This is a genomic window from Actinoplanes sp. NPDC023801, assembly GCF_040639655.1.
Classification (GTDB): Bacteria; Actinomycetota; Actinomycetes; order Mycobacteriales; family Micromonosporaceae; genus Actinoplanes.
The window spans coordinates 496,102-508,635 of the sequence record NZ_JBFAAI010000003.1 but is presented as its reverse complement, the minus strand read 5'-3'; the positions used below and the strand labels follow the sequence as shown (position 1 = coordinate 508,635).

10 protein-coding genes, 1 tRNA gene and 2 pseudogenes are annotated in these 12,534 nt (G+C 69.3%); 7 read left to right on the top strand and 6 right to left on the bottom strand.

Annotated features, from left to right (window positions below; translation table 11 throughout):
* Positions 1 to 84: 84 nt before the first annotated feature.
* Entirely contained in the window at positions 85 to 1,911 is a 1,827-nt protein-coding gene (locus AB0G04_RS09350; protein WP_360979179.1) for an AMP-dependent synthetase/ligase, read from the top strand.
* 48 nt (positions 1,912 to 1,959) lie between these two features.
* Here the strand turns inward: AB0G04_RS09350 and AB0G04_RS09345 are convergent, their stop codons facing one another.
* Positions 1,960 to 2,304, bottom strand: a complete 345-nt coding sequence (locus tag AB0G04_RS09345) for a hypothetical protein (RefSeq protein WP_360979176.1) — start codon at positions 2,302 to 2,304, stop codon at positions 1,960 to 1,962.
* A 237-nt stretch (positions 2,305 to 2,541) separates the two neighbouring features.
* On the opposite strand from AB0G04_RS09345, the gene AB0G04_RS09340 reads away from it, so the two are divergent.
* On the top strand, positions 2,542 to 3,576 hold the full coding sequence (locus AB0G04_RS09340) for a glycosyl hydrolase (protein ID WP_360979173.1): 1,035 nt from the start codon (positions 2,542 to 2,544) through the stop codon (positions 3,574 to 3,576).
* A gap of 55 nt (positions 3,577 to 3,631) precedes the next feature.
* On the top strand, positions 3,632 to 4,183 hold the full coding sequence (locus AB0G04_RS09335) for an NADAR family protein (protein ID WP_360979170.1): 552 nt from the start codon (positions 3,632 to 3,634) through the stop codon (positions 4,181 to 4,183).
* Here the strand turns inward: AB0G04_RS09335 and AB0G04_RS09330 are convergent.
* From AB0G04_RS09330 to AB0G04_RS09310, 5 genes and pseudogenes are all read right to left on the bottom strand, one after another.
* On the bottom strand, positions 4,173 to 4,682 hold the full coding sequence (locus AB0G04_RS09330) for a pyridoxamine 5'-phosphate oxidase family protein (RefSeq protein ID WP_360979167.1): 510 nt from the start codon (positions 4,680 to 4,682) through the stop codon (positions 4,173 to 4,175). The genes AB0G04_RS09335 and AB0G04_RS09330 overlap by 11 nt on opposite strands.
* A gap of 64 nt (positions 4,683 to 4,746) precedes the next feature.
* Entirely contained in the window at positions 4,747 to 5,547 is an 801-nt protein-coding gene (locus tag AB0G04_RS09325) for a serine protease (RefSeq protein WP_360979164.1), read from the bottom strand.
* A gap of 205 nt (positions 5,548 to 5,752) precedes the next feature.
* Positions 5,753 to 6,955, bottom strand: a pseudogene (locus AB0G04_RS09320) (M14 family metallopeptidase); the annotation flags it as partial.
* A 132-nt stretch (positions 6,956 to 7,087) separates the two neighbouring features.
* Positions 7,088 to 8,005: an oxygenase MpaB family protein gene (locus AB0G04_RS09315; RefSeq protein WP_360979161.1), complete on the bottom strand. Its 918-nt coding sequence runs from the start codon at positions 8,003 to 8,005 to the stop codon at positions 7,088 to 7,090.
* Positions 8,006 to 8,103: 98 nt separating this feature from the next.
* A complete protein-coding gene (locus AB0G04_RS09310) occupies positions 8,104 to 8,892 on the bottom strand; it encodes an SAM-dependent methyltransferase (protein ID WP_360979158.1) in 789 nt (262 codons plus the stop codon).
* 167 nt (positions 8,893 to 9,059) lie between these two features.
* Between AB0G04_RS09310 and AB0G04_RS09305 the strand changes: the two genes are divergently transcribed.
* The 4 genes and pseudogenes from AB0G04_RS09305 to AB0G04_RS09290 all read left to right on the top strand — a co-directional run.
* On the top strand, positions 9,060 to 10,226 hold the full coding sequence (locus AB0G04_RS09305) for an SMI1/KNR4 family protein (protein WP_360979155.1): 1,167 nt from the start codon (positions 9,060 to 9,062) through the stop codon (positions 10,224 to 10,226).
* Positions 10,216 to 10,292: transfer RNA gene (locus AB0G04_RS09300), tRNA-Trp, on the top strand. The genes AB0G04_RS09305 and AB0G04_RS09300 overlap by 11 nt, the downstream gene beginning before the upstream one ends.
* Positions 10,293 to 10,986: 694 nt before the next feature.
* On the top strand, positions 10,987 to 11,724 hold the full coding sequence (locus tag AB0G04_RS09295) for a hypothetical protein (RefSeq protein WP_360979152.1): 738 nt from the start codon (positions 10,987 to 10,989) through the stop codon (positions 11,722 to 11,724).
* 112 nt (positions 11,725 to 11,836) lie between these two features.
* Positions 11,837 to 12,189: pseudogene (locus AB0G04_RS09290) on the top strand (transposase family protein); the annotation flags it as partial.
* Positions 12,190 to 12,534: the final 345 nt, after the last annotated feature.

The window sequence follows — 12,534 nt, the reverse complement described above, 5'->3', positions numbered from 1 at the left end:
TCCACCTCGTACCTTCCCGGGAAGTTAACGCGCGTTTACCGTCGCACCATACCCGCCCGTCCGCGGCTCCCCAGGAGGCAGCTCATGGAATCCGCCCTCGAGCAGCGATGCGCGGACACAGCTCGCGAACTGACGACTCCCGCTCTGCTGCACCGCAACGCCACCGAGTTCCCCGACCTGCCCGCCCTCAGCCTGCTCGGATCGGCGGACACGCTGACCTGGCGACAGGTGCGCGACGAGGTGGCCGTCCTCTCCCGCGGTCTGGCCGATCTCGGGCTCGGCACCGGCGACCGCCTGCTGATCATGATGTCCGGCCGTCCCGAGCACTGGCTGGTCGATCTGGCCGCCGCCTGCCTCGGTGCGATCCCGTCCACCGTCTACGCCACCCTCTCCGCCGACCAGCTGCGATACCTGGCCCGGCACAGCAACGCCGGGATCGTCGTGCTGGAGAACGAGGAGGCGCTGCGGAAATGGTCACCGATCATCGCCGGCCTGCCCGGCTTGCGGCACGTCGTGGTCGTCGACCGGGACGGCGGCGACGACGGCCGGGTGGTCTCCCTGCGGCACGTCGCCGCCCGCGGCACGGCCGCACACCGGGCCGACCCGGAAGCCTTCGAGAAGACCTGGCGTGAGGTACGACCGGAGCAGCCGGTCACCCTGCTGTACACCTCCGGCACCACCGGCGACCCCAAAGGTGTCGTACTCACCCACCACAATGTGCTCTACCAGTGCGTCGTCATGGAGAACACGATCGTCACCCCGGATCACGCCGGCACCCTGGCGTACCTGCCGCTCGCGCACATCGCCGAACGGATGCTCGGGATCTACAACCCGCTGTACCGGGCCGGGCACGTCACCATCTGCCCCGACCCGGCCCAGCTGCTCGCCGGACTGGTCCGGGTGCGTCCGGTGTCGTTCTTCGGCGTACCCCGGATCTGGGAGAAGATGGCCGCCGGCGTGCAAGCCCGGCTCGCCGCGGCCGAACCGCCGGTGCGGGCCGCCGTCGACGCGGCCCGGGCCGTGGCCACCGAGGTCCACCGGCTGCGGGAGAGCGGTCAGGAGATCCCGGCGGAGCTCGCCGCCCGGCACGCCGCCATGGACGCGCGGATCCTCAAGCCGCTGCGCGCCCAGCTCGGCATGGACAACCTGCTCTGGGCCGGCAGCGGTGCCGCGCCGATCCCCGTCGAGGTGCTGCTCGACCTGGCCGGTATCGGCATCGACGTGCTCGAGGTGTGGGGCATGACCGAGACCACCGGCACGGCCACGATCAACACGCCGGAGCACTTCCGTATCGGATCGGTCGGCCGGCCCAACGGCGGCATGGAGGTCAAGGTCGACGCCGACGGCGAGATCCTCGTGCGCGGGCCCCTGGTCTGCGCCGGCTACCTGCGCGCCGACGGCGGGATCGACCCGGTCACCGACGCCGACGGCTGGCTGGCCACCGGTGACGTCGGCGTGCTCGACGCCGGCGGTTTCCTGACCATCACCGACCGCAAGAAGGAACTCATCATCAACTCGAGCGGGAAGAACATCTCGCCCGCCCAGATCGAGAACCTGCTGCGGGCGCACCCGCTGATCGCCCAGGCCGTGGCGGTGGGTGACCGGCGGCCGTACGTCACCGCCCTGATCGTCCTGGACGAGGAGACCACCGCACTGTGGGCCCGGACCCGGGGCCTGACCGCGACGACCGTCGCCGAACTGGCCGGGGAGCCGGTGCTGCGGGCCGAGATCGAGGGTGCGGTGGCCGCCGCCAACGCGAAGCTGTCCCGCCCCGAGCAGGTCAAGACGTTCCGGATCCTGCCCCACGGCTGGTCGCCGGAGTCCGGTGAGCTGACCCCGACGCTGAAGCTGCGGCGCCGCATCATCCAGGACCGATACGCCGACGAGATCAGCGCGCTCTACGGCGGCTGAGGCGACGTACCGGCCGGCCCAGTGGACCGGCCGGTACGTCTGCCGTACTCAGTAGCAGAATTCCTCGTAGCCCTCGGCGTAGCCGCGTTTCCAGCCTTCCCCGTACCCGCGCATGTAGGCGGTCTCCGGGTTCTCGTACAGGTTCTTCAGCCTCATCTGTGCCCTGTTCGGGTTCAGGCACTCGCTGCGGGCCTCGCGCCAGCCGTCCTTGCGGCCGTCCCGGAAGCCCTGCCGGAATGGCTTGCCCGGCTTCGGCGGCCACGGATCGGCCGAGGCAACGGTCTGCCCGGCGGGCGTCGGTGTTGCGATTGCCGGCGTCGTCGTGACGGCGATTCCGGCGGTGGCCAGGAACAGGGTTCCGGCGGCCATGGCGCAGCTCTTACGAAGGTTCATGACACTTTCCTCCCCGTGATTCCCGGGGCGCCGGCATGGCGTCCCGGCGATGAAAAACCTACGCGCGAGCGGTACGCCGGGCAGGAGAACCGGCGGCGGTGGTCCTTTCGGCCCAACCGAATCGCACCGTTCAGCCGAACAGCGCCGCAGCTCATGACCCGTTCGGTGGAGACGGGACGGCTGCCCTCGGGGGCATGATCGCCTGCGGTCACCACCGTCGGACGGCAGGAGAAGCCCGTGAAGCGCCGTCAGCTGCTGTCCCTGGCCGGGCTCACCGGCCTGGCCGCCTGCGGCACCGAGGCGGAACCGCCCGCTCCGGTACCGGCGGCCGCCCCGCCGTCACCCTCACCGGCGGCCACGAGCCCGTCTCCGGGACCCACTGCCGCGTCACCCGCTCCACCGGCTTCACCCGCTCTACCGGCCCCGGCCGGTGACGCCCGCGGCGGTGCCGTCCCGGCTCCCGGCGGCACGGTGATGCTCGGGTCGTACCTGGCCCTCGGCCGGCGCACCCTGCGGCAGAGCCTGGCCCTGCGCCGCGGGCAGCTCGGCCGGGAACAGCGCATCGTCCACCGGTTCTACCCGTGGGACGAATACGTGCCCGCGTCCGAGCCGGACATCGCCGGCGACAGCGTCCTGATGGTCTCCTGGCACGGCGCACCCTGGGCCGGGATCCTCGACGGCGGCTCGGACGCGAACATCCGCTCGGTCGCGGCGGCGCTCAAGGGCATGCGCCGCCCCATCCTGCTGCGCTGGGGCTGGGAGATGAACGGCGACTGGTTCGCATGGTCGGGTGCCCGCAACGGCCGCGACGCCGGCGACTACGTCAAGGTCTGGCGCCGGCTGCACCGCGTCTTCGCCGGTGAGGGCGTCACCAACGTGTCCTGGGTCTGGAGTCCCAACTGGAACTCGTCTCCGGCGGAGAGCTGGAACCGGGTGCAGCGCTACTACCCCGGCGACGACTACGTCGACTGGGTCGGCATCTCCGGCTACAACTTCTACGACGAGTCGCCGGCCACCCTGTTCCACCCGGTCACCGCGATGTACGGCAGCCGCAAGCCGATCATCCTGAGCGAGACCGCCGCGGTGCGCGACAGGACGCGGTACATCAAGCGGCTGCGGTCATGGGTGGAGGACACCCCGCAGGTCGGTGCGGTCGTATGGTTCGACACCGACATCCAGGAGGGTACCGACCACAACTTCCGCTTCGACACCGACGACGCGTCCCTGGCCGCCTACCGCGCGATGGCCCGCAGCCCCCGCTTCGCGGGCTGAGCGGCGGCCGTAAATGACAGGCGCGGGACGCGGCGCGGCGGCAGACTCTGCGGACATGTCGATCCGCAGCGTCGCCGACCTCGCCACCGCCGTGGCGGCGGGGGAGCGGCTCAAATACCTGTACTTCTGGAAACACGACCGGGAACGCGACGGCAGTGTCGGCCGTGGTTGCCTGAGCCAGTGGTGGCCGGGGACGTTCGAAGCCGACGGCCGCACGTTCGCATCGGCCGAGCACTACATGATGTGGCGCAAGGCGGTCCTCTTCGGGGACGAGACGATGGCCGGTCGTGTCCTCGCCGCCCGGCATCCGCACGAGGCCAAGAAGCTCGGTGGCCGCGTGGCCGGTTTCGATCAGGAAATTTGGGACGAGCACCGCACCGCGATCGTGGTCGCCGGCAACCTGGCCAAGTTCCGCGCCGACCCGGAGCTGCACGACTACCTGCTGACCACGGGGAGCCGGGTACTGGTCGAGGCGAGCCCGCTGGACCGCATCTGGGGCATCGGACTGGCCGACGATGATCCGCGCGCGGCTGACCCGTACCGCTGGCGTGGTCTCAATCTCCTGGGTTTCGCCCTCATGCGGGTCCGCGAGGAACTCAGGGTTTGAGGATCTGTCGCGGGGCGTATCCCTCGCGGCGCAGCCAGTGCTCGGTGTAGACGATGCGGTCCGGGGTGATGACGCCGATCGTGCCGAGTGGTGGCTCGTCCAGTGACCGGGAGCGTTCCACGTGGTCGGACTGCCAGCGCACGGCCGGCCAGTAGTCGTCGAAGCCCGGGTCGCCGGGTTCGAGGATGCGGGCGGTGCCGAAGAACTGGGCGCCGCGGCTGCTGGCCTGGCCGACGAGCGGGGCGAAGACGCCGGCCGAGACGCGCGGGTCGGCGCGCAGGTTGCGCATCTTCGGTGAGCTGCCGAGCGCCGTGAAGACGATCTCGAGGCCGAGGTGGAAGTAGCGGACCGGGGTGGCGGCCGGGCTGCCGTCCGGCGCCGTGGTGGCCAGCACGCACATGTTCTGCGAGGAGAGCAGGTTGAGGATGCGTTCCTCGAGCCGGTCCCGGTCGAGTCGGCGGGTCGGGGACGGGCCGGCGAGCCACGGGTTCGTCGTCATCGTCCCCATGATCCACCGGGCGCCCGCAGAGACAGCGGGCGCCCGGTGGTGATCAGAGGACGGTTCAGCCGCCGAGGCTGGTGGCGGCGGAGCGGATCGCGGAGGAGTAGTAGCTGACCTGGGTGTAGACACCCGGCTTGTTCGGGCGGGCGCAACCGTCGCCCCAGCTGACGATGCCGACCTGGACCCAGCCGGATGCGCCCTGGCGGAACATCGGGCCACCGGAGTCGCCCTGGCAGGTGTCGACGCCGCCGGAGGTCAGACCGGCGCAGATCTCCTCGGCGGCGATCACCTGGCCGCCGTACATGGCACTGGAGTTGCAGGTGGCGTCACTGACGAACGGTACGGTCGCCTTGAGAAGGTAGCGCTGCTGTGCGCCGCCTTCACGGTTGGCGCCCCAGCCGGCGATGGTGAAGGTCCCGGAGTCGTACGCCGTGGAGGTCGTGATCGGCAGGGTGGCGATGTTGGCGCCGCTGACCGGGCTGGCCAGGCGGATGAGCGCCCAGTCGTCGCCGTTGCCGTTGTAGCCGGGCGCCCGGTAGACGTAGTTGGAGCGCCGGGTCACGCGAGCCGACGACTGCAGGTCGACGACGCCGAAGGTGGCGGTGATCGACGAGTTGGCGCCGGTCCGGCCGACACAGTGGGCCGCGGTCAGGACGAGGGTGGGGCTGTAGAGAGCGCCGCCGCAGCCCATCGAGAGCCGCACCATGAACGGGAACTCGCCCAGGGCGGCGCGGCTGCCACCGACCACGTACGGGGTGACGACCGGGTCGTCGGCTCCGGCCGCCGACGCGGGGGCCGGTGACATCGTGGCGGCGGTGACGACCGCGGCCAGCATCGCCAGAAGGGTTCGCCATCTGCGCATCTCGGTTCTCCTCTGATCTGGGGTGCACCGAGCATGGCATCGAAATTCATACATATAAACATCTCGCTTCGCTTATATCGCGGAGCCGGAGAAGCGCTTCCGTGACGGGAAGCCGGAGAAGCGTTTTCGTGACGCGGAGCCGGAGAAGCACTTCGGCCTGCCGGCCACCGACGATCGCCGGTGGCCGGCAGGCCGGGGAGTGTCAGCAGTACGTGGACTGCTTGTTGATCACCTTGTACGGGCAGTCCGCCGCCTCGGCCAGCATCAGTGCCGCCGTCCGGTTGCGGGCCGTCTCGGTCGGGATCACGCTGGCCGGCGGGTAGAAGCCGCCGCCGCCCGAGCTCCCCGGGTACAGCTCGAAGGTGTACGCGAAGATCTTGTGCTGGCCCCAGAGCCAGTCGAGCGAGTCACCGTCGGTGATGTAGAGGTCGCTGGACTGCTGCGGGGTGTACCCGTTGGTGGCGGCCATCTGCCGGCCCAGGGTGGCGAACGTGTTGGCCTGGTCGGCGTTCATGCCGGTGGCGGTGTTGGCGGTGGTGTGCCCGTACGGCCACAGCACCAGCTTCGAGTACGAGTGGAAGTCGATCGCCGCCTTGATCTGCTGGACGCCGCCGACCACCCGGCTGTTCACGAAGTCGCGGATCGCACGGACCTCGGGCGTCGAGAACGCCGACGGGCCGCGGTAGGTGGCCGACGACGTGCTGCCCGACGACCCGCCGCAGCAGCCCCACCGGTAACCGTAGTTGCGGTTCGGGTCGGTGCCGACATAGCTGGAACCACTGTTCGGCTGCCGGTTCTTGCGCCACGAGCGGTAGCTGCCGGAGGCGATGTCGTACTCGACACCGTCCGGGTTCACCATCGGGATGATCCAGAGCTCCCGGGTGTCGACAATGTTCCTCACCCGGGTGTCGGTGGCGTACGTCCGGGTGAACTGCCCGAGCAGGTAGAGCGCCTGCTCGACGGTCAGGTGCTCGCGGGCGTGGTGGTTGGCGTCGTAGAGGACCTCGGGCTCGGCCTCGTCGGTGCCGACGTTGTCGGAGATCTTCACGGCCACGATGTCGCGGCCCTCGTACGACTTGCCGATGACCCGCTTGCTGGCGATCGCCGGGTAGGCGGCCACCACCGAGTTGATCTCCGCGACGGTCTCGGCGTAGTTGTGGTACGCCGCGTCGGCGGGCGGGAAGTCGAGGGTCCGCATCACCGGTTCGACGGTGAACCCGAGCCGCTTGAGCCGGGCGACCTCACTGCCGGTGGCGGTGACCGTCGCGACGCCGTGCTCGACGTCCTCGAGGGACACGCCGGTGCCGGCGATGGCGTTGCGCTGCTTGAGCGTACGAACATCGTAGATCTCGTATTCAGCGGTAGCCGAGGCCTCGACGACCGGTTCCGCACCGACGGGGGAGGAGGCGGACACTGCCGTGGTCGCGCAGAGCGCAACCGCGGCGAGAGCCGCGAAGGACCGTCGTCTCATGAACGACCTCCGGGATCTGGGGGATCAGTGCTCACAGCAAACCCTCAGACATCGAATCGCAGCAATGCATCAGGTCATGCCAATATGACCCTGATCCTGACGTGATGACCGCAGGAACTCGGCCGGCAGATCCGAGGGCGGAGGCGGTGCGCCCAGGTCGGAGGGCCGGCGGCCGGCCGGATAGCCGGGATAGGTGCGGTTGTGCTCGGACCGGCCGAGGACCGATTCCCTGCGGGGCGGGAAAAATCGCAGAGCGAACGCACGCACCCGGAGCCCGGCCGTGGCCGAAACGCCCACCCAGCGCGGCGCCGGACCGAACCCGAAAGCGGTGAGCATCCGCTCGTCGAGCATGCCGCGCACCCCGAGCCGGACCGCCGGCCGCAGGAATCGCGGGAACCAGGCCGCGAACAGTTCCACGGTGTACCTGCCTATCTCGGCGTTCGTGTCGCTGTAGACGAAGTGTTCCCGCTCGTAGGCGTTCTTGAAGGCCAGGAAGTCGTCGTACGACTCCGGGATGTCCCTGATGCCCATCCGTCTGCCGACCGCGCGGTAGTAGTGGAACGCCGCCAGCCGCTCGTTGTCGTGCAACGGCCGCCAGCCGTGACGGTCCAGCCAGTCGATCGGGTCGTAGACGAACGTCGACAGCACGTACCGCATGTCGTCGTTGGTGATGGCGTAGCGGCCGTGCGCCCGGTTGACCACCTTGAGTGCCTCACGGCCGCGTTCCGAGTCGTACCCGTGTGCCGCCATCTCGGCCATCAGCAGCGCCGTGTCGTCGTAGCGCCGCTGCGGCCGGTCCCGGAACTCCCCGGTGGCCGCGAGCAGCTTCGAGATGCTCGGCACGCAGTACGTCCGGAACAGCGCGAACTCCAGTGCCCGGGTGTAGTCCCAGGGGAACTCGCGCCCCGACGAGATCTGGTAGATCTCCAGGTGGTCACGCTCCGGATCGAGGCTCGCGATCCGGTCCCGCAGGTCGTAGCGGCCCATCGGTCCCCTTCCTTCTTTCTGACATTCGACACGGCGGCTGCCGGCAAAGCGAGAGGTGAAGGGTTTCGCGGCGCTGAACCGCTGCGAACGCCGCCGGGCTACTTGCGGGCCAGGCCGCCGTACATGAACACGGCGGCGTCGTCGATGCTGCTGTCCTCCGGGCCGGGATGCCAGTGGTGGACCGGGACCACACCCGGCTCCACCAGGTCGAAGCCGGCGAACAGAGCCTCGACGCCGGCGCGGGTACGCGCCACGACCGGGACACCGTTCTGGTTGTAGGTGTTCACGGTGCCCTGGCCGGCCTGATCGTTGTCGATCGTGACGACGGACAGGGCCAGCGCGCTTCCGGACGGGAACGGAGCGAGCAGCTGCTCGACGATGTCGCGGGCCTGATCGTCGTCGGTCACGTGCTGCAGGACGGCGATCAGGGTGACGGCCACCGGGCGGGTCCGGTCGAAGCCTTCGGTGACGTTCTCGGAGGACAGGATCGTGGCGGGCTGCCGCAGGTCCGCGTCGAGATAGGACACGGCTCCGGTACCGACCGGGGTCAGCAGCGCCCGCGCATGGGTGAGGACCAGCGGGTCGTTGTCGACATAGAGGACGGTGGCCTCCGGCCGTACGCCCTGAACGACCTCGTGCAGGTTGGGCGAGGTGGGCAGCCCGGTGCCGACGTCCAGGAACTGGTCGATGCCCTGCTCGGCGAGGCGCCGGACGACCCGGGCCATGAACCGGCGGTTGGCACGCATCGAGATCGGCAGGGTGGGAGTGTGCTCGAGTGCCTGTTCGGCCGCGCGCCGGTCCGCCTCGAAGTTGTCCTTGCCACCCAGCAGGTAGTCGTAGATGCGGGCCGAGTGCGGACGATCGGTCTGCAGGTCACCGGGTGACATGGAGCTCCTCTAGAACGGTCAGCGGGGCTTCAACTTGACACGTCGGACATCCGCCGCGCTACCCCGTTCGCGAGGACCGGGGTGCGGGATACTTGCGTGGTAGCTGGCGGAACCGGCCGAAATCTGCGGGGGCGGCGTGGTCCGTACCGAATGGTTAGGGTGTGGCCGTGCCTGAAGCGATCCTGCTCGATGACAAGGACCGGTGGATCGCCGGTGCGGCCGGCATCGCCGTTTTCGCGGACCGGTTGATCCTCGACGCGCAGCCACCGATCGACGACGAGACACTGCAGACGGTTGCCGCGCGGTGTTCCGGTCCGTTGCCGGAGGCGCTGATCGCGTTGTGGCGGACCAGTTTCGGTGGGCAGCTGGACTACCAGCTGGACGGGCAGATCTCGTTCACCGAACTCTTCTACCCCGAGTCGGACGGCTATGACGACCTGTGGGGCTGGATCGAGCACGAGACCGGATCGGAGCCGTGCCGGTTCCTGCCGTTCGGCGGGTTCGAGTATCTGGACCGGCTCTACGTGGACACCGCGGACGGGCCGGGCAACGGCTCGGTCGTCTACTGGCAGCAGGGTCTTCCGCCGGGCTGGGAGTTGCGCCAGGGTGACCGGGCGGATGGGCTGGCGCCGGACGTGCGGGCGCTCTTCGGTCAGCTCGCGCTCGAGGACGACCCGTGGGAGTCCGGTGACGCCGACGCGGGCACCGAGATGCGCGACGCCATCGAGGAACTGTCCGGGCCGGAGCCCAGGGTCGCCGGGAAACTACGCGATCTGGTACGCGCGGCCGTCCTCGACTGGCGGTCGGCGCTGGCGGCCGGCACTATCGCCGGACGGCCGCGGCTGCGCCGGCTGGCGTTGGACCGGGCAGCCGCCGCCGGTGACCCCGGGCTGCTCGACCGGCTCGCGACTGCCGGCTGCGACCTCGCCGAACCGGTCGGCGGCGGTCTCACCCCGATCGACATCGCCCTGATCAACCGGCGTCTCGACGCGGCCGCGTGGTTGCTGGACCGGCGGGTCCCGGTGATCAACACGCTGCGCACCGCCGCGCACGCGGTCAGCGCGGACCTGGCCCGGAAACTGCTGGACCGGGGCGCGGTGGTCACCGCGGACGCGGTCCAGCGCGCGGCCGACAACGACGACCCGGAGGTGTTGCGGCTGCTCGCGGCCCGGCTGCCGTCGTGGGCGGAGATGAGCGACTACCTGATGCGACTGAGAATGCTGACCGCGCAAGCGAGGCACGCCGCCGACCGCTCCGGCGACGACCGGTCGCGTGACCGGGCCGCCGTCCTGACGGAGATCGTGGCTAGAATCACGGCCGGTGCGGGCTCGTAGCGCAGAGGTCGTCGCGTCGGTCTCCAGAACCGAAGGACGCCGGTTCGAATCCGGCCGGCCCACCCAGCGAAAGGCCCTGACCAGCATTCCTTCTGGTCAGAGCCTTTCGAGTGCAACCTAGGTGCGGGCGTGGGCGGTAACCTACGGGTTCCGGCCCAAGCGGCGGGCCCAGGACGCGATTGCCGACATCCACCAGTACGGCACCAACGGGTACCGGTGGGTGCTCGACGCGGACATCGAAGCGTGCTTCGACTCCCATCGACCACGCCGCGTTGATGGACCGCGTCCGAGCACGGTGAAGGACAAACGCGTGCTGGCGCTGGTGAAGGCGTTCCTCAAAGCCGGAATCCTCGTGGAGAGCCCGTTGCGCGGAGACGCGCACGGCGGGTTCGGCGAGCGGCCTGGAGAAACGGACCAGCGGCAACGCGGGCACCGCGCTCCAGGCCGACTCAACCAGACAGCGCCCCCATCAGTAGAGCCCGGCGTCCGGGGCGAATCCACCGCCAGGTCGTTGTCGGCGGGCATCACCTCGGCCGGCTCCTGGCCGTCAGCAGCGGTGGGGGACGGCGGGTGTCCGGGACTGTCAGGGCGTCGCTGTTGACGGTGAAGGTTGGAGGTTGCGCGCCCGTCTCTGTGGCCCCTGTCCCTACGGACGCCCCGTGAGTCGTACGAACAGTCAGCCTTCCTCTGAACGCCAGATTGGGCTTCCCTGCCGTGGTGAGCTGTGCAAGTCATGGCGATTTGCCTGAAAGGTTGTGACATGAAGAATGCAAAGCGTGTGCTGGCCATGGCCAGCATGACCCTGGCGGCCGGTGCGATGCTCGGCATCAGCCCGGTTCAGGCGGCTCCTGCCGCCGTTCAGTCGCCCGGCACGCCTGCCGCGAACAACGCCGGTCCCTACTGGGACTGGGACGACGAGTATGCGGTCGGCTACTTCGACGAACAATGGGAGTGCAGCAAGGCCGGTTGGTGGGGTGAGAAGCATGGCGCCTGGGGCGACTACTACTGCTTCCCGGCATGGGTACCCGGCTGGGGTCACGTCTGGGTGCTCCAGGTCGAGGAGGACGACTGGTACTGGAACTCCTGGACCGGCGGATGGCCCGGTGACTGGCCCTACAAGCCGGATTACCTGGTCGGTAAGTCCTTCAAGGTCGGCGGCCCCTACACGCACCCGTTCAAGTTCAAAAAAGGCATCAAGTACGGGAAGCTGAATGGTGTTCCGTTCAACCCATACAACGATTATGACGGGCCGAAGAAGCCGTACCAGGACGGCGGCCCGTACCAGGACGGCGGCCCGTACCAGGACGGCGGCCCGTACCAGGACGGCGGCCCGTACCAGGACGGCGGCCCGTACCAGAACGGCGGCCCGTACCAGAACGGCAAGCCGTACCAGGCCAAGAACCACAACCCACACCACCAGCAGAACCGGAACGACATCAATAACCCGAACAACACCACTGGCCAGAACCATCACACCAAGGAGCCTTTTCCAACCTGATCTTGCAGGTCAGCGCCGATAGGCGGGGGCCGGTGGCCGATGAGGGCGAGGCTCCAGGTAGGACAGCAAGTCGACCGAAACCCGATGCCCCGACCCGACTGGGAGCCTCGCCATGCTGTCTTACCCGTCCACGATCTCGTTGTCCAGCCGGACCCTGAACCACCTCGCCGACCGCACCCGCGGCCACCGCCAGCAGCCCAGATCCCGGTGGAGGAGACTGAACCCCGCCGCCAGGCCCTGCTCGCCTTGGCCCACCTGCGCAGCGGCGACACCTACACCCGCCTCGCCGCCGGCTTCGAGATCGGCGTCGCCACGGCCTGGCGCTATGGTGAAGAAGCGATCGCCCTGCTCAGGGTCACCGCCGAGGACCTGGGCGCCGCCATACGGCGCATCCGGCTCCTGGCGTACGCGATGGACGGCACTCTGATCCCGATCCACCGGGTGGCCGACCAGAAGCCCCACTACTTGGAAGTGCCGGCACGGAAGCCGCTCCTCCCGGGGCTGCCGGACCTGCCGATCAAGATCCCCGGCCTGGGGGGCTGACCGATAGACGCGGTACCAGCTGATCTTTCAGGAACGGGAAGGGACGCCTCTCGCCGAGGGGCGGCCCTTTCGTAGGGCACCTACCAGGATCTACTCGGGCGGCACCGCACGGCCGTCCTCGGGCCAGGAGTCCTGGTGCGGTGTCGGTTCGAGGAGGAGCCGGCGCCGCGAGCGACGGATGCACCGTGAATATCTGGTGTGAAGCACGGCCGGAAGCGGGCCGAAAAGCCCCGGTACACCCCTCACCGGTAATCCTTTTGATGACTG

Bases quoted from the DNA above. Each gene is read 5' to 3' on its own strand.
- AB0G04_RS09350 (WP_360979179.1), top strand. From the start codon at position 85: ATGGAATCCGCCCTCGAGCAGCGATGCGCGGACACAGCTCGCGAACTG.
- AB0G04_RS09345 (WP_360979176.1), bottom strand. From the start codon at position 2,304: ATGAACCTTCGTAAGAGCTGCGCCATGGCCGCCGGAACCCTGTTCCTG.
- AB0G04_RS09335 (WP_360979170.1), top strand. From the start codon at position 3,632: ATGTCGATCCGCAGCGTCGCCGACCTCGCCACCGCCGTGGCGGCGGGG.
- AB0G04_RS09330 (WP_360979167.1), bottom strand. From the start codon at position 4,682: ATGACGACGAACCCGTGGCTCGCCGGCCCGTCCCCGACCCGCCGACTC.
- AB0G04_RS09325 (WP_360979164.1), bottom strand. From the start codon at position 5,547: ATGCGCAGATGGCGAACCCTTCTGGCGATGCTGGCCGCGGTCGTCACC.
- AB0G04_RS09315 (WP_360979161.1), bottom strand. From the start codon at position 8,005: ATGGGCCGCTACGACCTGCGGGACCGGATCGCGAGCCTCGATCCGGAG.
- AB0G04_RS09310 (WP_360979158.1), bottom strand. From the start codon at position 8,892: ATGTCACCCGGTGACCTGCAGACCGATCGTCCGCACTCGGCCCGCATC.
- AB0G04_RS09295 (WP_360979152.1), top strand. From the start codon at position 10,987: ATGAAGAATGCAAAGCGTGTGCTGGCCATGGCCAGCATGACCCTGGCG.